Annotated in this window: 14 protein-coding genes; 6 read left to right on the forward strand and 8 right to left on the reverse strand. The window is 62.4% G+C overall.

The annotated features are described in order from the left end of the window. From NQ519_RS15805 to NQ519_RS15815, 3 genes are all read left to right on the forward strand, one after another. Window positions 1-1,998, forward strand: a complete 1,998-nt coding sequence (locus tag NQ519_RS15805) for a glycoside hydrolase family 97 protein (protein WP_019150196.1) — start codon at window positions 1-3, stop codon at window positions 1,996-1,998. Window positions 1,999-2,129: 131 nt separating this feature from the next. Further along, the gene (locus tag NQ519_RS15810) at window positions 2,130-2,621 is read left to right on the forward strand and encodes a flavodoxin (RefSeq protein ID WP_019150195.1); all 492 of its coding nucleotides are present in this window, start codon (window positions 2,130-2,132) and stop codon (window positions 2,619-2,621) included. A 2-nt stretch (window positions 2,622-2,623) separates the two neighbouring features. Next, window positions 2,624-2,980 (forward strand): DUF2023 family protein, encoded by a 357-nt coding sequence (locus NQ519_RS15815; RefSeq protein ID WP_019150194.1) that lies wholly within the window; start codon window positions 2,624-2,626, stop codon window positions 2,978-2,980. Window positions 2,981-3,024: 44 nt separating this feature from the next. Here the strand turns inward: NQ519_RS15815 and NQ519_RS15820 are convergent, their stop codons facing one another. Continuing rightward, window positions 3,025-4,101, reverse strand: a complete 1,077-nt coding sequence (locus tag NQ519_RS15820) for an MBL fold metallo-hydrolase (RefSeq protein ID WP_019150193.1) — start codon at window positions 4,099-4,101, stop codon at window positions 3,025-3,027. Window positions 4,102-4,334: 233 nt separating this feature from the next. On the opposite strand from NQ519_RS15820, the gene NQ519_RS15825 reads away from it, so the two are divergent. From NQ519_RS15825 to NQ519_RS15835, 3 genes are read left to right on the forward strand one after another with little or no spacing between them, the layout of a single operon-like run. Next, complete coding sequence (locus NQ519_RS15825) at window positions 4,335-5,600, forward strand: efflux RND transporter periplasmic adaptor subunit (protein WP_019150192.1); 1,266 nt, start codon at window positions 4,335-4,337, stop codon at window positions 5,598-5,600. A 6-nt stretch (window positions 5,601-5,606) separates the two neighbouring features. Next, complete coding sequence (locus NQ519_RS15830; RefSeq protein WP_019150191.1) at window positions 5,607-8,705, forward strand: efflux RND transporter permease subunit; 3,099 nt, start codon at window positions 5,607-5,609, stop codon at window positions 8,703-8,705. After that, window positions 8,702-10,099: an efflux transporter outer membrane subunit gene (locus tag NQ519_RS15835; RefSeq protein ID WP_026076406.1), complete on the forward strand. Its 1,398-nt coding sequence runs from the start codon at window positions 8,702-8,704 to the stop codon at window positions 10,097-10,099. Before NQ519_RS15830 ends, NQ519_RS15835 begins: the two co-directional genes overlap by 4 nt. A gap of 9 nt (window positions 10,100-10,108) precedes the next feature. On the opposite strand, the gene NQ519_RS15840 is transcribed toward NQ519_RS15835, so the two are convergent. From NQ519_RS15840 to NQ519_RS15870, 7 genes are all read right to left on the reverse strand, one after another. Continuing rightward, window positions 10,109-10,687: a Crp/Fnr family transcriptional regulator gene (locus tag NQ519_RS15840; protein WP_019150189.1), complete on the reverse strand. Its 579-nt coding sequence runs from the start codon at window positions 10,685-10,687 to the stop codon at window positions 10,109-10,111. An 81-nt stretch (window positions 10,688-10,768) separates the two neighbouring features. Then, window positions 10,769-12,121, reverse strand: a complete 1,353-nt coding sequence (locus NQ519_RS15845; RefSeq protein WP_019150188.1) for an MATE family efflux transporter — start codon at window positions 12,119-12,121, stop codon at window positions 10,769-10,771. A gap of 102 nt (window positions 12,122-12,223) precedes the next feature. Then, window positions 12,224-13,603: an aldo/keto reductase gene (locus NQ519_RS15850; protein WP_019150187.1), complete on the reverse strand. Its 1,380-nt coding sequence runs from the start codon at window positions 13,601-13,603 to the stop codon at window positions 12,224-12,226. 11 nt (window positions 13,604-13,614) lie between these two features. After that, window positions 13,615-15,096, reverse strand: a complete 1,482-nt coding sequence (locus tag NQ519_RS15855; RefSeq protein ID WP_019150186.1) for a 4Fe-4S binding protein — start codon at window positions 15,094-15,096, stop codon at window positions 13,615-13,617. A 28-nt stretch (window positions 15,097-15,124) separates the two neighbouring features. Beyond that, a complete protein-coding gene (locus NQ519_RS15860; protein ID WP_026076405.1) occupies window positions 15,125-15,664 on the reverse strand; it encodes a flavodoxin family protein in 540 nt (179 codons plus the stop codon). Between the two features lie 30 nt (window positions 15,665-15,694). Beyond that, window positions 15,695-16,837 (reverse strand): cupin domain-containing carboxymuconolactone decarboxylase family protein, encoded by a 1,143-nt coding sequence (locus NQ519_RS15865; RefSeq protein WP_083871052.1) that lies wholly within the window; start codon window positions 16,835-16,837, stop codon window positions 15,695-15,697. An 87-nt stretch (window positions 16,838-16,924) separates the two neighbouring features. Beyond that, window positions 16,925-18,682 carry a 1-deoxy-D-xylulose-5-phosphate synthase gene (locus NQ519_RS15870; protein ID WP_026076403.1) on the reverse strand — a complete coding sequence of 586 codons (1,758 nt, stop codon included), beginning with the start codon at window positions 18,680-18,682 and terminating at the stop codon, window positions 16,925-16,927. Window positions 18,683-18,834 lie beyond the last annotated feature (152 nt).

The following is an 18,834-nucleotide window of genomic DNA, read 5'->3' on the forward strand; positions in this document are numbered from 1 at the left end:
ATGAAAAAAACGCTTCTGCTGCTTGCAGCCTCCGTCGCCTGCGCCTTTCCCGCTCTGGCGCAGAAAACCTACACGCTCACCTCTCCCGACGGGCGTCTCCGGACGACCGTCGCGGCGGGCGATGCACTGGCCTATGCCGTCACGCTCGACGGACGACCGATACTGGACGCTTCGCCGCTCTCGCTGACACTGGACAACGGCACGACGTGGGGCATAGCCCCGCGTGTGGCAGGCGTCTCGCGCACGAGCGTCGATACCGCGATTCCGTCGCCGTTCTACCGCTCGGCAGAGGTCCGCGACCGCTACAACGGCCTTACGCTGAAGATGCGGGGTGACTGGTCGGTGGAATTCCGGGCCTACGACGACGGCGTTGCCTACCGCTTCGTGAGCCGTGCGAAAAAGCCTTTCAACATCGTGAGCGAACAGGCGGAATACCGTTTCCCCGCCGACTGCGCCGTGACGGTACCCTATGTACGCGACCATGCCGGCAACATCGACGCCCAATGGCGCAATTCGTTCGAGAATACCTACACCGAGACGACCCTTTCGAAGCTCGACGCCGGACGGCTGATCTTCCTGCCGCTGGTCGTGGACGCCGGCGACGGGATGAAGGTCTGCATCACCGAAACCGATCTGAACGACTATCCGGGCATGTATCTGTGGAACGGCGACGGCGGGCAGCACCTCACGGCACGTTTCGCGCCCTATCCCAAACGCACGGAGCAAGGCGGATACAACAATCTGCAAATGGTGGTCAAAGAGCGCGAGGCGTTCATCGCCAAGGTCGAGGCTCCGCGCACGTTCCCGTGGCGCGTGGCCATCGTCGGCACGGACCCCGACCTCGCCGCCAGCGACCTGAGCTTCCTGCTGGCCGCACCTTCGAAAATCGACGACACGTCGTGGATCAAGCCCGGCAAGGTGGCCTGGGACTGGTGGAACGCCTGGAACATCTCGGGCGTGGACTTCCGGGCGGGAATCAACACCGAGACCTATAAGTATTACATCGACTTCGCTGCTGCGAAGGGTATCGAATACGTGATTCTCGACGAAGGGTGGGCCGTAAACAAAAAGGCCGACCTGATGCAGATAGTCCCGGAGATCGACCTGCCTGCGATCGTGGAGTACGGACGGCAGAAAGGCGTGGGCATCATCCTCTGGGCCGGCTACTGGGCCTTCGACCGCGACATGGATAATGTCTGCAAACACTATTCGGAGATGGGCGTCAAGGGCTTCAAGGTCGATTTCATGGACCGCGACGACCAACAGATGACCGCCTTCAACCACCGCGCGGCGGAGACGGCGGCCCGATACGGACTGATTCTCGACCTGCACGGCACACACAAACCCGCGGGTCTGAACCGCACGTGGCCCAATGTGCTGAACTTCGAGGGCGTGCACGGTCTGGAGCAGATGAAGTGGAGCCCCGAATCGGTGGATCAGATGAAGTACGACGCGACGATCCCGTTCATCCGTCAGGCCGCAGGTCCGATGGACTACACGCAGGGGGCCATGCGCAACGCCACACGGAAGAACTACCGTCCCGTCAACTCGGAGCCGATGAGCCAGGGCACGCGCTGCCACCAGCTGGCGTTGTACGTCGTGCTCGACTCGCCGCTGAACATGCTGTGCGACTCGCCGACGAACTACCTGCGCGAGGCGGAATGCACGGAGTTCATCGCCGCGATTCCGACCGTGTGGGACGAGACGCGCATTCTCGGCGGACGCATGGGCGAGTACATCGTCTCGGCGCGCCGCAGCGGAGATACGTGGTACGTCGGCGCCATCACGGACTGGACGCCGCGCGACGTGGAGGTCGATCTCGCGCCGCTGGGCATCGGCGGCACGGTCGAGGCGACGATCTTCCGCGACGGTGTGAACGCCGACCGAAAAGCCTCGGACTACAAGCGCGAAACGATCCGTATCGACACCGTCGAACCCCTGAAGATACACCTCGCACCCGGAGGCGGATTCGTCGCCGTACTCGCTCCCGTCCGATAGCCGCCGCCGCTTCCGCCGTCCGTCGCATCGCTTAATAACGGTATCCGGATGCTCCGAAAACCCCGAAAAATAGGTATTGCCCCGCGCCGGAGAATGTCGTTACTTTGCGAAAAACCAAAAAACCGAAAGAGATGACTGGAATTTTTTACGGAAGTACGACCGGCACGACGGAGGCCGTCGCACAGGACATTGCCAAACAGCTCGGCGTAGCGTCCGCCGACGTTCACAACGTGGCGGACGCCTCGGCCGACGAGGCGAACAAATACGACCTGCTGGTGCTGGGTTCCTCGACATGGGGCAGCGGCGAACTGCAAGACGACTGGTATCCTTTCCTCGACGCCCTGAAAGCCAAGGACCTCGCCGGCAAGAAAGTCGCCCTGTTCGGCTGCGGCGACAGCGGCTCCTATCCCGACACCTTCTGCGACGCCATCGGGCTGATCTACGAAGGATTGCAGGACACGGGCTGCACGTTCGTCGGCTCCTATGCGCCCGAAGGCTACGACGTCACCGACTCGCTGGTGTGCAGCGACGGCCGGTTCGTCGGACTGGCCATCGACGAGAGCGACCCGGGCAAGACCGACGCCCGCCTCGCCGCCTGGTGTGAGAACCTCAGAAACGTCTGACGATGAGTGCCGAGGATTTCAGCCGCCACGGTTCGATGAAACTCTTCATGCACCACATCTACGAGTTTCAGAAGGGTGTGCGCAGTCTGGTGCTGTGTACGATGTGCCGCACGTGCGCCGTGCTGGTCTGCGAACGGCTCGACCGGCTGGGGATCGAACACCTCACCCAGCCCGTCACCGACAGCAAGGTCAACCTCTATTTCGGCAACCGGCTGTGCCTGAACGCGGTGCGAACGTTCGTCCACAAGCCGCTCAACGAACTGACGCCCGAGGAGGACTTCATGCTCGGCGCCATGCTGGGGTACGACATCGCCCGGCAGTGCGAACGCTTCTGCAAGCGCAAACGCCTGCTGGCATGAGATGGAGAAGCCGCCGGAGATTCCGGCGGCTTCTCTTTTTTTCGTCAGAGTCCGACGACCTCCCCGATGACGGGTTGCAGAACCGCGGGCGGCTCGTGCCCGGCCATCGCCGCAGCGGTCCTCAGCGGCTCGTCCCACGGATGCCGCGCCAGAGCGTATTTCGAATGGTGGACCGTCAGCACCTTCCGGGCTCCCAGGTCGGCCACGGCCTGCGGCAGATGATCGGGCAGCGTATGTATATAGCGCCAGTCGGCATCGTACTGCCCGTTTTCGAGAACGGCGAGGTCGATCTCCGGGAAGCGCTCTCCGATCTGCGCGAAATGGCTTCCGTAACCGCCGTCGCCGCCGATATAGATCTTCCGCGCGGAGGTCTCCAGCAGGAAGGAGGCCCACAGCGACTTATTGGGATTCAGCCCCCGGCCCGAGAAGTGACGCGATGTCAGGCAGAAGACCCGGATTCCCTCCACGGGGCTGGCATCCTCGTCCCAGTCCAGTTCGACGATCCGCTCCGGAGCGAATCCCCAGCGTTCGAAATGTTCGCCGACACCCAGCGGACAGACGACCTTTCCGATGCGGTCTTTCAGTTCGCGGACCGTACGGTAATCGAGATGGTCCCAATGGTCGTGGGTGATGACGAGCAGATCTACCGCAGGCATATCCTCCGGGCGGTAGAGGTCGCTGCCCGGAAAGGCCCTGTTCAGAAACCCCAGCGGAGCGGCGCTCCGGAAAACCGGGTCCACGAGAATCCGCCGCCCGCCCGAAAGGATCAGGTAGGAGGAGTGTCCGAACCAGACCAGTTGCTCCCGCGCGGGGTCGAGCTCCCGCAAATCGGTCCTGACAGCAGCCACGGGCACCGCCGGACGCAGGTTCTCCGTCGAACGGAACAGGAATCCCAGCATGGTCCGCACACGTCCCCGGTCCGCGGTGATCTGCGGGGTGCGCTCCCGGTTGCGGAACTGCCCGTCGCGGTAGTTGGGCGAGCGTTCGATCCGGACCAGCCGCTCCCCGCGGGGCAGCCGTCCGAACGAAGGTCGATGGATGAAGAGCGCGACCGCAGCGGCCAGCAGACAGACGATTCCGAGAAGCAGAAGCATGACACGTTTTGTTTTTCGGCGGAACATTCGTAATAGCGTTTTGACAATGTACAAATATAAACCCGTTTTTCCGGTCTTTCGGTATACGGATTCCGGATTTTATTACCGTTATTACACCTTTTCTTAACAAAAACAGGCATTTCGGCATCATATTCGCCCGATTTGCACCGGGAGGAGAGGCAGATTGACAAAAAATCCTAATTTTGCAATCCAAATACCGGACATCCGAACCAGGCAATCAATACACACGATGTCAAGCAATGAAAATATCCCGTGATAAAATCAGGCAGCAGGCACTCCTGACAGGACGCCGCACGCTGGAACTGGGCAAAGAGGCAGGCGGCAGGGTCCGCCGCTTTTCCAAACGCACCTGGATCATCCTCGGCGGAGCCGCCGTCGTGGCGGCCGGAGGGCTGTGGTGGTGGCTGCGTCCCGAGCCCGCAAAACCCGTCTGGCCGGTGGTCGAGGTCGAACCCGTCCAGACCGACGATATAGAACTTTACGGCGAATACGTCGGACGCATCCGCGCCCAGCAGTTCGTCGAAATCCGCGCCCGCGTCGAGGGCTTCCTCGAAAAGATGATGTTCGAAGAGGGCACCTATGTCCGCAAGGGACAGCCTCTGTTCATCATCGACCCCAAACTCTATCGGGCGCACGCCAACAAGGCCCGGGCCCAGCTGAACAAGGACAAGGCCATGGCCCTCAAAGCCGAGCGCGACTTGCAGCGCATCCGTCCGCTCTACGAGCAGAACGCCGCGAGCCAACTGGACCTCGACAACGCCATCGCTTCCTACGAAAGCGCCACGGCGGCCGTGGCGATGAGCGAGGCCGACCTCACGCAGACCGAAACGGCCCTGAGCTACACCACCGTCAGTTCGCCGATCTCGGGCTACATCTCCGAGCGCAGCGTGGACATCGGGACGCTCGTGGGTCCCAACGGCAAATCGCTGCTGGCGACGGTGGTCAAGAGCGACACCGTGCGCGTGGATTTCAGCATGACGGGTCTCGACTACCTCAAAAGCAGGGCCCGCAACGTCAACCTGGGCCAGAAAGACTCCACACGCAAGTGGGACCCCTACATCACCATCACGCTGGCCGACAACACGCAGTATCCGCTGCGCGGGCTCGTGGACTTCGCCGATCCGCAGGTAGATCCCGAAACGGGAACCTTCTCCGTGCGGGCCGAGATGGCCAACCCCGACCGCATCCTGCTTCCGGGGCAGATCACCAAGGTGCGCCTGCTGCTGGACGTACGCGAAGACGCCACGGTCGTTCCGACCAAATCCGTCGTCATCGAGAAGGGCGGCGCCTATGTCTTCGTCATACGGCCCGACAGCATCGCCGAGCGCCGCATGATCGAACTCGGCCCCGAGGTCGATAACCGGGTGATCGTCGAACGGGGCGTCGTTCCCGGCGAGAAGATCGTCGTGGAGGGCTTCCACAAGCTCACCCACGGCGACAAGGTGGACCCCGTGCCGGCCCCTGCAAAGAGTCGCGTAACCGAGACGGAGGCGTCTGAAAAATAGCGAGCCATGAAATCGGATTTCTTTATCGACCGGCCCGTATTCTCGACCGTTCTCTCCATCATCATCGTCATCGTCGGCCTGCTGGGACTGGTATTGCTGCCCGTGGACCAGTATCCGCGCATCGTGCCCCCGGTGGTGAAGGTTTCGGCATCGTATCCCGGCGCCAGCGCCCAGACCGTGACTCAGGCCGTCGCCACGCCCATCGAACAGGAACTCAACGGAACGCCCGGCATGCTCTACATGGAATCGACGAGCAGCAACTCGGGCGGTTTCTCCGCCACCGTCACGTTCGACATCGACACGGACGCCGACCTGGCGGCCGTCGAGATTCAGAACCGCGTGAAGCAGGCCGAGGCGCGTCTTCCGGCCGAAGTCATCCAGAACGGCATTTCGGTCGAGAAGCAGGCTTCGAGCCGCCTGATGACCATCACGCTGCTGTCGAACGACCCCAAGTTCGACGAGATATACCTTTCGAACTACGCCACGCTCAACGTGCTGGACATGCTGCGCCGCGTGAAGGGGGTCGGCAGCGTCTCGAACGTCGGCAGCCGCTACTACGCCATGCAGATCTGGGTGCAGCCCGACCGGCTGGCCAACCTCGGACTGACGGTCCAGGACCTGCAAAAGGTACTCAAAGACCAGAACCGCGAATCGGCGGCGGGCGTACTGGGCCAGCAGCCCATCACGGACCTCGATGTCACGATCCCGATCACCGCCCGCGGACGCCTTTCGTCGGTCCGCGAGTTCGAGGAGATCGTCATCCGCGCCAACCCCGACGGATCGCTCATCCGCCTCAGGGACGTGGCCCGCATCTCGCTCGAAGCCTCGTCGTACAGCACCGAGAGCGGCATCAACGGCGGCAATGCGGCCGTGATGAATATCAACATGCTGCCGGGCGCCAACGCCATGGAGGTGGCGCACTCGGTGCGCGAGACGATGGAGGAGATCAGCCGCAGCTTCCCCGAGGGCATCTCCTACAAGATTCCGTTCGACATGACCTCCTACATCTCGCAGTCGATCAAGGAGGTCTACCACACATTGTTCGAAGCCTTGCTGCTGGTGATCCTCGTGGTCTTCCTCTCGCTGCAAAACTGGCGCGCGACGCTCATCCCGACGATAGCCGTGCCGATCTCGCTGATCGGTACGTTCGGCGTGATGCTGGCCTTCGGATTCTCGCTCAACATGATGACCCTGCTGGGACTTATCCTCGCCATCGGCATCGTCGTGGACGACGCCATCGTGGTCGTCGAAGCCGTGGAACGCACGATGGACGAAGAGGGGCTCTCCCCGTACGAAGCCACGAAGAAAGCCATGAGCGGACTGGGCAGCGCCATCGTCGCCACGTCGCTGGTGCTGTGCGCCGTGTTCGTTCCCGTGAGCTTCCTCTCGGGCATCACCGGCCAGCTCTACCGCCAGTTCACCATCACCATCGCCGTTTCGGTGCTGATCTCGACGTTCGTGGCCCTGACGCTTTCGCCGGCCCTCTGCGCCCTGATCCTGCGCCCCGATCCGGGCAAAAAGAAAAACCGTCTTTTCCGCCGCATCAACATCTGGCTGGCCAACGGAACGAAGTTCTACGAACGGATGATCCGCGGCGGCGTGCACCATTCGAAACGCATGCTGGCGCTCTTCGGGCTGACGCTCGCGGCGCTGTGGGCGCTCAACCGGATCGTTCCCCAGAGCTTCATGCCGCAGGAGGACCAAGGCTATTTCACCGTCGAACTGGAACTTCCGGAAGGGGCCACGCTCGAACGTACGCGCCGCGTGACGGACCGCGCTATGGAGTACCTGATGTCGCTCGAAGAGGTGGAATACGTGCTCAACGTCACCGGATCGAGCCCCCGCGTGGGCACCAACCAGTCGCGCAGCCAGCTGACGGTGATCCTCAAACCGTGGGAGGAGCGCAAAAATTCGGACATCCGCCGGCTGATGAACGACATCCGCGAGGAGATGCGCCGTTATCCCGAAAGCAAGGTCTACCTCTCGACGCCGCCCGTCATTCCGGGACTGGGCGCCTCGGGCGGTTTCGAAATGGTGCTCGAAGCCCGCGGCAACGCCTCGTACGGCGACCTCCAGCGGGCCGTGGACACGCTGCTGCACTACGCTTCGAAGCGCAAGGAGCTGACGGGCCTCTCGTCGTCGATGCAGAGCGACATCCCGCAGCTCTATTTCGACGTGGACCGCGACAAGGCCCAGATGCTCGGCGTTCCGATGGCCGACATCTTCTCGACGATGAAGACCTTCACCGGATCGGTCTACGTCAACGACTTCAACATGTTCAACCGCATCTACCGCGTCTACATCCAGGCCGAAGCCCCGTACCGGGCCCAGCGGGAGAATTTGGGTCTCTTCTTCGTGCGGGGCGCCGACAAGGCGATGATCCCCATCACGGCCCTCGGTACGACCTCCTACACCACGGGACCGGGCACCATCCGGCGTTTCAACATGTTCAACGCGGCGACCGTCTCGGGCGAGGCGGCTCAGGGATACAGCTCGGGGCAGGCTATGGCCATCCTCGAACAGATCGCCCGCCGCCACCTGCCGCAGTCGATCGGCGTCGAGTGGAGCGGCCTTTCCTATCAGGAAAAACACGTCAGCGGCCAGACCGGGTACGTGCTGGCGCTGGCTTTCCTCTTCGTCTTCCTGTTCCTCGCGGCGCAGTACGAAAGCTGGCTGATCCCCGTGGCGGTGATCCTCTCGCTGCCGATCGCAGGCATCGGCGCCTATCTGGGCAACTGGGCCTGCGGGCTGGAGAACAACATCTACTTCCAGATCGGACTGGTGATGCTGGTGGGGCTGGTGGCCAAGAACGCCATCCTGATCGTCGAGTTCGCCAAGGATGAAGTCGAAAAGGGCCGCGACATCCTCACGGCCGTCATTCTGGCCGCACGCCTGCGCTTCCGGCCCATCGTCATGACTTCGCTGGCCTTCATCCTCGGCATGCTGCCGCTGGTCTTCGCCAGCGGTCCCGGATCGGCCAGCCGGCAGGGCATCGGCACGGGCGTCTTCTTCGGCATGCTGGTGGCCATCACCGTCGGCATCGTCTTCGTGCCGTTGTTCTTCGTCTGGGTGTATAAACTGAAGGAAAAATGGAGTACGCGATGAAACGAAGCACTTTATATATCTTCGGAGCCCTGCTGCTGACTCTGGCGGGAGGCTGCTCCGTGCAGAAGAAATGCCCGGCCCCGGAACTGAACCTCCCCGCCGAGATCGTCGCCGGACGCACCGATTCGCTGACCATCGGCGACATGGCCTGGTGGGAGGTCTACACCGATACGACGCTCTGCCGGCTGATCGGCCGCACGCTCGACCGCAACCGCAACATGCAGTCCGCCGAAGCGCGCATCCGCCAGCTGGAGGAGCTCTACCGGGTGAGCAAGGCGGCCCGGCTGCCGTCGCTCGGAGGGTTGGTGCTCGCCGACAACGAGACCAACGACTATTACGGCGAGGCCCACAAGAGCGACGCCGAATTCAGCGTCAAGGCGACCCTGAGCTGGGAAGCCGACCTGTGGGGCAACCTGCGGTGGGCCAAACGCAAGGGCGCGGCGGAATACCTCGCCTCGGTCGAGGCGGCCCGGGCCATGCAAATGACGCTCGTCGCCGAAGTGGCCACGGCCTATTTCGAGCTGACGGCGCTGGATCACGAACTGGACGTGGTGCGCCGCACGGTGGAGACCCGCGAGGAGAGCATGCGGCAGGCCCGGCTGCGTTTCGAAGGCGGCCTGACCTCCGAGACAGCCTACCAGCAGGCGAAAGTCGAGCTGGCGAGCGCCTCGGCGCTGATTCCCGACCTCGAACTGAAAATCGCCCAAAAGGAAAATCAGATCTCGGTGCTCGCGGGAGGCTATCCCGCCCGCGTGTCGCGCAGCAAGATGAACCTGAATGTCACGATGCCCGACTCGCTGGCCATAGGAGTGCCCTCGACGCTGTTGCAGCGCCGTCCCGACGTGCGGCAGGCCGAGCAGAATCTGAAAGCCGCAATGGCCGCAGCCGGCATGGCCTATGCCGACCGGTTCCCGCGGCTGACGATCTCGCTGACGGGAGGGCTCGAAAACGACGCCCTCAAAGGACTCATCGAATCCCCGTTCTCCTATGCCGTCGGCAACCTCACGGCGCCGCTGTTCGCCTTCGGATCGAAACGGGCGAAATACCGCGCGGCGCTGGCGGCCTACGACCAGGCGCGGCTAGCTTACGAACAGAAGGTGCTGGAGGTCTTCCGGGAGGTTAACGACGCCGTGGTCGCCTATCGCAACATGCGCAGGACCGCCGAACTGAAATTCAACCTCAAAGAGGCGGCCCGGCAGTATGTCGTGCTGGCCAAGTTGCAGTACATAAACGGGGTGATCCGCTACATCGACGTACTCGACGCCCAGCGGAAATTCTTCGACGCGCAGGTCGAGGAGAGCAAGGCCGTGCGCAACGAACATCTGGCGCTGGTCGGGCTCTACAAGGCCCTCGGCGGCGGATGGGATACCCCGGAGCACGAAAAGAAAGGCTGACCCCGACGGTCAGCCTTTTTTCTTCCCCAGTTTGGCCCGGATGCGGCTCAGCGACTGCGGCGTGATCCAGAGGTAGGAGGCGATGTGTTTCAACGGCACGACCTGCAACAGTTCAGGGCTCTCGGCCATCAGCGTCCGGTAACGCTCCTCGGCCCGCGGGGCCCCACCCGAAAGAATCCAGTTTTCAAGCGCCATAAACTGCTCCTCGAAGAGCCGCCGTCCGAAATTGGCCGCCCCGACCGACGAGGCGAAAAACTCCTCCAGATCGGCTTTGGCGATGCCGTACAGCTCGGCGTCGCACATCGCCTCGATGGTGATCTGCGAAGGAGCGTTGCCGACATATCCCCACGTCGAAAAGAGCGCCTCGCCCTCGCCGGCGAACCACACCGAAACATCTGCGCCGTCGTTGCAGTAGCGGCCCAGCCAGATGCCGCGGCTCACGACGTAGAAATCGGAATTGCGTTCGCCCTCGCGGACCACACATTCGCCCTTCCGGAAAGTCCGTCGCTCCATCCGTTCCACGAGCCGCCGGCACTCCTCAGGGGGAAGGTTGTATTTCCGGCTGAATTTTTCGATAAAAGCCTCCATGCCTTACAGATTTGAGAAGACAAAGATAGCACAAAATCGAACAACCGGCCCCTTTTCAGCCGCAAGCCATCCTGCAACCCTCTAAAACCTGCTTTTCAAGCGGGTCCGATAGTAGATCGCCATGACGACCCCGAAGGTAAGCACCTCGGCCAGCGGCACGGCCAGCCAGATGCCCTCGACATCCAGCAACAGGGGCAGTCCGAAGAAGCAGAGCACCATGAAGACGAATCCGCGCAGGAGGGTGACCAACATGGCCGGACGCGCCCGCTCGACGCTCTGGAAATAACTGATCGCCACGATGTTCACGGCAAAAAAGACGAATCCCGACGCGAACAGCGGAAGCCCCCGGACGGCGATGTCGTAAGCAGGGTAGGCGCTGTCGATGAACATGGCCACGATTTCGCGGCTGAAAAGCGCCGTCACGCCGAAGAAACCCAGTCCGGCCGTCAGGGCCGTCATCAGCGCCAGCCGGAACGCCTTGCGCACACGTGCGTCGTTGCCCGCGCCGAAATTGTAGCTCAAGATCGGCTGTGCCGACTGGCCGATGGCATTGTAGACCATGAAGATAATCGGAAAGAAATAGCAGGCGATGCTGAACGCCGCCACGCCGTCCTCGCCCAGATAGCGGATAAAGACGTAGTTCCCGGCGAACATCATCGTCGCAATGGCTCCTTCGCACAGGAAGGTCGAGAGCCCCAGCCGGCACATGTACTCCACATTGCGCAAGGTCAGGCGCATGCTTTTGCGGCTCAGTTTCACACGGCAGAAACGCACGACCCGCCGGCGGCCGCTCAGATAGACGAGGATCATCCCCGCACCCACGATATAGCCCAGGCTCGTGGCCAGCGCGGCGCCCGTCATTCCCCAGCCGAAGATGAAGATGAACACGTAGTCCAGCGCGATATTGATGACCGCCGGAACGGCGTTGCAAAGCATAGCGTAATTGGGCGACCCGTCGAGGCGGATGAAGAACATCCCCGAGCTGAGCAGGGCGCTGAAAGGCAGGAAAGGCGCGAACCAGTGCATGTACTCCACGGCCAGCGGCAGCAGGCGGTCCGAGCTGCCCAGCAACCGGGCAACTGCGGGAGCGTACCAGGTAATGAGGAAGCTGTATGTCGCCAGCAGCAGCGACGAAACCACCACGGCCTGCGTCACGTTGATACGCGCGACCTTGACTTTCCCCTGCGAGAGGTGGATCGAGGCCACGACCGAGGCCCCGACGCCGAACATCAGTCCGACGCCTGTGCTGATGAGGAACAGCGGGGCGGTGATGTTAACCGCGGCCAGAGCGTCGCTGCCGATGCCGCGGCCCACGAAAATCCCGTCCGTGATGACGAACACGGCCGAGAAAATCATCCCCAGCACGGTAGGAATCAGCAGTTTGCGGAACAATTTCGAAATGTCCATGCTGCCGAAATCAATACTGTCTTTCATAAGGCTCGTTTTTCGGTGTGCAAAGATACGCGCTTGCGGCCGGGCAAAAATTAACATTTGGTAAAAAAAGCCCCTCCAAGGGGAGGGGCCGTATGCGGGGCGTCAGAGAGTTCCCCGTTTGAGCTGCTCGACGAAACGGTCGATGCGGCGCAGCTGCTGCGGGATTTTGATCGACTGCGGGCAGTGCGACACGCATTGGTCGCAGCCGATGCAATGGCTCGCCTGCCGGAGCTTCGGCACCGAACGGTCGTAGCCGACGAGAAACGCCCGCCGGGCCTTCCGGTAAGCAGGGTCCTGCCGGTCTTTCGGGACGTTGCCCTCGTTCACACAGCGGTTGTAGTGGGCGAAAATCCCCGGAATGTCCAGTCCGTAGGGGCAGGGCATGCAGTACTGACACTCGGTGCAGGGCACGGTGGGGTATTTCAGCATCACCTGCGCCGTGTCCTCCAGCAGCGCCAGTTCGTCGTCGGTGCAGGGTTCGAGCGGCGAATAGGTGCGGATATTGTCCTGCAAATGCTCCATGTAGGTCATGCCGCTCAGCACGGTCAGCACCCCGGGGTAGGACCCCGCGAAGCGGAACGCCCACGAAGCGGTGCTCTGCGTCGGACGGCGTTCTTTGAGCCGTTCGCTCAGATGGTCGTTCAGCCGCGAGAGACGGCCGCCCAGCAGCGGCTCCATGATCACGGCCGGAATGCCGCGCTTCTCCAACTCGCCGTACAGGTAGTCGGCATTGACGTTGCGGCCCCCGGCATGCTTCCAATCGACGTAGTTCATCTGTATCTGCACGAAGTCCCACACGGCCTCGCCCCGGTCGTGCATCGCCAGCAGATGGTCGAAGACCTTCCGGTCGCCGTGGAACGACCACCCGAGGTTGCGGATGCGCCCCGCCTCGCGTTCGCGCAGAAGAAAGTCGAGCACGCCGTTGTCGATGAACCGCTCGTTGAAGGTCTCCACGCCTTTGCCGCCGCCCACCGAGTGCAGCAGGTAGTAGTCCAGATAATCGACCTGCAATTCGGCCATCGACCGGCGGTACATGGCCAACGAATTTTCGCGCGTGAAATTCGAGAAATTGGACATCTTCGTGGCGACGAACACCTTCTCGCGCGGATGGCGTTTGAGGGCGATGCCCGTGGATTTTTCGGAAAAGCCCTGCACGTAGACGGGCGCCGTATCGAAATAGTTGACCCCGTGGGCAACGGCATAATCGACCAGCTCGTTGACGGCCTCTTGGTCGATCGGATTCCCGTCGGCCGCAGGCGTCTCCAGCAGCGGCCAGCGCATGCAGCCGTATCCCAGCAGCGACACCCGGTCGCCGGTCGCTGGCGTCGTCCGGAAAGTCATCCGGTCGGTCGGGACTTCACCGACAGCGGCGGCAGCCCCCGGGCCCCGCTTTCCGCAGCCGTAAATCCCCGCGGTCGCGGCGGCGGCCCCGGCACCGAAGAGTTTCAGAAACTCGCGGCGGTCTATCTTTCTCTTCTCCATCTCTTCGCTTTTTAGATGATTCGCTGACGTTGGTGGCCTTCGACATAGATTGCGCTGAACGGACGCGCCGGGCAGAGGTTCTCGCAGGCTCCGCAGCCGATGCAACGCTCTTCGAGCACGGCCGGAATGCGCGGCGACTGCGGATCGCCGGGGTCGCGGGGCACCATCTTGATCGCCCCCGCGGGACAATGGCGGGAGCAGTTGTTGCAGTGCACGCCGTCGGTGTTGACCACGCAGTTTTCGGCGATCCACACCGCATGGCCTATCTGCGTCGCCGACTTCTCCGCGAGGTCCGCGAGGCGGATGGCGTCCGTGGGGCACACTTCGGCGCAGCGGGCGCACTCCGGACGGCAATAGCCGCGCTCATACGACATCTCGGGCTTCATCAGCATCGACAGCCGCCCCGAAGGACGCAGCACCTGATTCGGGCAGGCCGACACGCACAACTGGCACGAGGTGCAATGCGTCGTGAAGCGGCGCAGATTCTGCGCTCCCGGAGGCAGGATCGGCACGGCACGGTCCGGGATCTTCTTCTCCTCAATCACGGCCAGTCCGCCATCGACCTTTTTCTCCTGCGCACGCAGGGCGGTATAGGCGAAGAGCCCCAGCACGCCGAAGAACCGGCGCCGCGAAGCGTCGGTCCGAGGTTCCCCGGCAGGGGAAGCCGACGGCCGTTCCGGCCGCCGCAAGGTATAGGTGATGGCTCCCTGATGACAGGATTCGAGACAGTCCATGCAAGCCACGCAGCGGCTGTAATCAATCGTATGGTTCGCCGGGTCGATGCACGACGCCTTGCAGCTGCGGGCGCAGAGTTTGCAGCCGTTGCATTTCAACACGTCGAAACGCGGCCGGAACAGCGAGCGGCGGGACAACACGCCCAGCAGCGTTCCCACCGGACAGACCGTATTGCACCACGTGCGTCCGCTGCGCCAGGCGAGGAAGGAGAGCCCCGCGAACGTCACGACGGCGATGAGGAACATCCCGAGGCTCTTCATCCACACCTCCACCGAATAGAAAGCGTAGCTGTCCATCCGCTCGGCGATCCAGGCCAGCCCGTTGTTGCCCCACGCATAGATCGGTGCGAAAAGATTCGATGCGATCCGGCCGTAGGCGCTGTACGGAGCGATCAGCCAGCCGACGCCCGCCAGCATCGCCGCGACGAACACCGCCAGCATCGTCCAGCGCAGCCACGTGAGCGCGGGGGAGTAGCTGAAGCGGTAGCGGTGCTTTTTACGCCGCCCCGCGAACCACGACACGATGTCCTGCATCACCCCCAGCGGGCAGATGACCGAACAATAGACCCGTCCGAAAAGCAGGGTCAGCGCCACGAGCGCCAGCACCACGCCGACGTTCACGGCCAGCAGGGCGGGCAGGAACTGGATTTTCGCCATCCACCCGAACCACGCATGGAGCGTCCCCGTAAAGTCGAGGAACAGCAGGGTAATCAGCAGAAAGAAGAGGACCGCCGCAACGATCCGGATTTTTCGCAGCATCTCTATTTAAGTTTGTTATACGGCATTTTCACGCCCGCAGGCCCAGTTCGTACGCCTCCTGCATCGCGGGCGAGGATTCGATCTCCCCGACGTGCCAGGCCCCGACACCGTAGACCACGCCGCGCTCCACGGGCCCTTCGAGACAGTCGAGGAATCCGCGGAAACACTCCACCGTGCGCTCCATCATCGGAATGCTCTCCTCGGCGGCCGTCAGGATAAAGTAGAACTCCTTGTCGGTCATCTCGGTATAGCGGGCGCAGCAGCGGTCGATCAGCGTCTTCATCTGGCCGCACACCGTGTAGAAATAGACCGGCGTGGCCATCACGATCACATCCGCGGCGACCATCTTCTCCAACACCCCGGCGGCATCGTCCCGCTGGGGGCAGGGATGCTCGCCGTTGTAGCAGCGGTTGCACCCCGTACAATAATTGATCTTCAGGTCTTTGAGAAACACCTTCTCGACTTCGAGACCCGCTTCGCGGGCTCCCTCCATGAAACGGTCGCACAGCAGGTCGGAATTTCCGCCGCGCCGCGGACTGGATGAGATTATCAAAACTTTTCTGGCCATATCGTCAATGCAGGTTATTCACGTCATTCGTCATTCAGGCAGCACTTCGTTCAGGCATCCGATGGCGTTCAGCGTCCGCGGATAGCCTATGTAGGGCAGAAGCTGCGTCACGACGGCCAGCAGGACAGCCTTGTCGTTGCCGAGGTTCACGTTGCCGGCGATGTGCCCCTTCACCTGCGGTTCGCAGCCGCCGAGCGACACGAGCAGCGAGAAGGTCACCAGCTCGCGCGTCTTCACGTCCAGTCCCCCGCGGGTCAGGAAATCCCCGAAGCAGTTGTCCGACAGATATTGCTGGATATGCTTCTGATTCTCGGGAGCCGCCTCCCGCATCGCGTCGATGTGCCCGGCGCCGAAAATCGACCGCTGCACGGCCAGTCCCTTTTCGAAACGGTCCGCAGGGGTCGTCGTTGACTGTCCTTCGAGAGGCAGGCCGACGCCGCGGGCCTCCAACACGTCGTTGGCCGCCCCGATGAAATCAGCAACCTTCGCCATGCCGACATAAGGAACCGCCTGATAAAGAACCTCTTTCACCTCAACGGGCGTAACGCCCGCCCCGAGCGCCGCATCGAGCGTCGCCCGGAATGCGGCGCGGCCCTGCGAAGCGACGTTCGACGCCAGAATGCACATCAGCCGCGTCCGGGCGTCGAGTCCGCCGTGTCCGAGCACCTCGCCGAGCGCAAAGTTATCAAAAATTTCGAATAATTCGGGATCTTTCGCCCCGTCCACCGGAATTCCTTCGGAAAAAACCGGACGCGAAGCCGTCGCCGCATCATACTGCGCATCATCGACGGGTTCCAGCCACGTGTTCACATTGGTCGCAGGGTTGCACTCGACGGCCAGATGGGAGAACCAGCTGTCGGGAGCCGCCCCGTGCCAGTGCACCACGTCGGGAGCGATCTCCACCACGTCGCCCGGCAGCAGCTCCCGGGCCGGCCGGCCCTTTTCCTGATAGTAGCCCCGTCCGCCGACGGCGATCAGAAGCTGACCGCCCGTATGGCTGTGCCAGTTGTTGCGGCATCCGGGCGAGAAGGTGACGTTCGACACGGGGACGTTCAGCGCCGCGTCCGTCGTCAGGCGGGCCAGCCAGGCCTGCCCGGTAAAATACTTCGAAAACTGTTCCGGAAGCGGTTCGCCCTGCGGAAACATCTGTTGAAAAGTCTTTTCGTTTTCCATACGTCTCTCTTGTGCCGGCAGCGTGCCCGCCGCCAGGACGGACACGACACCGAACACGGTTAAAATCCATAATTTCCGTTTCATAGCTCAATTCATGACTGTGACGACATCCTCTACGATCTGTCCGGGCGTGAGCCGGTTTTCGCGCAGGAACTCTTCGGGATCGAAGCGGTCTGCGAACTCCTTCCGGGCCCCGCAGTTGAGCACCTTCATCTCCGACGTGCCGTAGAAGCGTGCGATCTTCTCGCCGAAACCGCCGTCCAGCACGCCGTCTTCCAGCGTCACCACCAGCCGGTGATCGGCTTTCAGTTCCGACAGCAGCGCTTCGTCGATGCCGGTAATGTAGCGCGGATTGATCAGCGTGGCTTCGATTCCCGTCCGCTCTTTCAGCAGCTCCGCAACCTCCTCGCCGAGCCCGAAGAAGGAACCCAGCGCCACGACGGCCACGCCGCTTCCCCGACGGACGACCTCGTAGCGGTTCAGCTCGCCGTAATCCGCCGCGACGAACCCCTCGCGCGAGGAAACCTCCGCGGCCGGAACGCGGATGGCCACGGGGTGTTCCGTCTGGCGCATGCTCCAATCCAACATGGCGAAATACTCCTCCCGGCAGGTCGGAGCCAGATAGACCAGATTCGGAATGTTCCCCAGCAGCGGAATGTCGAAGAAACAGAGGTGCGTAACGTCGTTCATCGCCGTCAGTGAGCCCCAGAAAACCAGCAGCACGGCCGGATTGCCGTTGATGCAAAGGTCCTGCGAAAGCTGGTCGTACGCCCGCTGAATGAACGTGCTGTAAACCCCGTAGACGGGTTTGCCGCCGCCCCTGGCAATTCCGGAGGCCAGTGCCACGGCATGCTCCTCGGCGATGCCGACATCCACGAACTGCGCCCCGGCCTCCCGGCGGCGCTCCGGCGTGAAGCCCATCACCGAGGGGGTTCCCGACGTAATGGCCACCACGCGCGGGTCCTGCTTCATCCGTTCGAGCAGATAGCGCGCCGTCAGCGCATCGTACCCCTCCGCTCCGGCCGGAGCCGTCGGTTCGCCCGTCGCCAGGTCGAACGGCGCCCGCCAATGGTAGGTCTCCCGGTCCTGCTCGGCACGGGCGTATCCCTTGCCTTTCAGCGTATTGATATGCACGACGACGGGATGCGCCGTATCCTTCACGGCGGAGAACGCCCCGATCAGAGCCCCCACGTCGTTGCCGTCGGCGACATAGCGATAATCGAAACCCATCGCCCGGAAGAAGTTGCAGGCGCAGTTTCCGCCGCTTTCGCGCAGCTCTTGCAGATTGCCGTAGAGCCCGCCGTGATTCTCGGCAATGGACATCTGGTTGTCGTTCACGACGACGATGAAATTCGTGCCCAGTTCGGCGGCGTAGTCCAGCCCCTCGAACGCCTCGCCTCCGCTCAGCGATCCGTCGCCGATGACGGCCACGACATTCCCTTCGCCGCCCTGCAAGTCGCGGGCTTTGGCCAGTCCTCCCGCCAGACTGACCGACGTGGAGGTGTGGCCGATGACGAAGTGGTCGTGTTCGCTCTCCGACGGTTCGGAATAACCCGAAACCCCGTCGTATTCCGCAGGATCGAGGAACGCCCGGCGGCGTCCGGTCAGCATCTTGTGCACGTAACTCTGGTGCGAAACGTCGAAGACGAGCTTGTCTTTCGGCGAATCGAAAACATAGTGCAGGGCCACGGTCGCCTCGACCATGCCCAGATTGGGCCCGAAGTGCCCGCCGTGCGCGCTGACCTTGTGCAGCAGCGCTTCACGGATCTCACCGCTCAGCAGGGTGAGTTCCCCGACGGAAAGCCGTTTCACATCTGCCGGGGAGTCGATTTTCTCCAAATACATATCGTTTCTGTTTTTATCAGGTTCGTTCCGTCCGCCCGTCGGCGGGTTCACGATGCAAAAATAGGGTGGTTCGTGCAATAAATTCGTACCCGGATTACGGTTCGGCATACCAATTTTACACATTTCGGGCCGTCGGCGTAAGACGCCGATTC

Origin of the sequence: Alistipes senegalensis JC50, assembly GCF_025145645.1 — a bacterium.
Classification (GTDB): domain Bacteria; phylum Bacteroidota; class Bacteroidia; order Bacteroidales; family Rikenellaceae; genus Alistipes; species Alistipes senegalensis.

Coding starts and splice junctions, on each gene's coding strand:
- NQ519_RS15845 (WP_019150188.1), bottom strand. CDS start 12,121: ATGAAAGACAGTATTGATTTCGGCAGCATGGACATTTCGAAATTGTTC.
- NQ519_RS15810 (WP_019150195.1), top strand. CDS start 2,130: ATGACTGGAATTTTTTACGGAAGTACGACCGGCACGACGGAGGCCGTC.
- NQ519_RS15855 (WP_019150186.1), bottom strand. CDS start 15,096: ATGCTGCGAAAAATCCGGATCGTTGCGGCGGTCCTCTTCTTTCTGCTG.
- NQ519_RS15815 (WP_019150194.1), top strand. CDS start 2,624: ATGAGTGCCGAGGATTTCAGCCGCCACGGTTCGATGAAACTCTTCATG.
- NQ519_RS15840 (WP_019150189.1), bottom strand. CDS start 10,687: ATGGAGGCTTTTATCGAAAAATTCAGCCGGAAATACAACCTTCCCCCT.
- NQ519_RS15825 (WP_019150192.1), top strand. CDS start 4,335: ATGAAAATATCCCGTGATAAAATCAGGCAGCAGGCACTCCTGACAGGA.
- NQ519_RS15870 (WP_026076403.1), bottom strand. CDS start 18,682: ATGTATTTGGAGAAAATCGACTCCCCGGCAGATGTGAAACGGCTTTCC.
- NQ519_RS15830 (WP_019150191.1), top strand. CDS start 5,607: ATGAAATCGGATTTCTTTATCGACCGGCCCGTATTCTCGACCGTTCTC.
- NQ519_RS15860 (WP_026076405.1), bottom strand. CDS start 15,664: ATGGCCAGAAAAGTTTTGATAATCTCATCCAGTCCGCGGCGCGGCGGA.
- NQ519_RS15865 (WP_083871052.1), bottom strand. CDS start 16,837: ATGGAAAACGAAAAGACTTTTCAACAGATGTTTCCGCAGGGCGAACCG.
- NQ519_RS15850 (WP_019150187.1), bottom strand. CDS start 13,603: ATGGAGAAGAGAAAGATAGACCGCCGCGAGTTTCTGAAACTCTTCGGT.
- NQ519_RS15805 (WP_019150196.1), top strand. CDS start 1: ATGAAAAAAACGCTTCTGCTGCTTGCAGCCTCCGTCGCCTGCGCCTTT.
- NQ519_RS15820 (WP_019150193.1), bottom strand. CDS start 4,101: ATGTTCCGCCGAAAAACAAAACGTGTCATGCTTCTGCTTCTCGGAATC.
- NQ519_RS15835 (WP_026076406.1), top strand. CDS start 8,702: ATGAAACGAAGCACTTTATATATCTTCGGAGCCCTGCTGCTGACTCTG.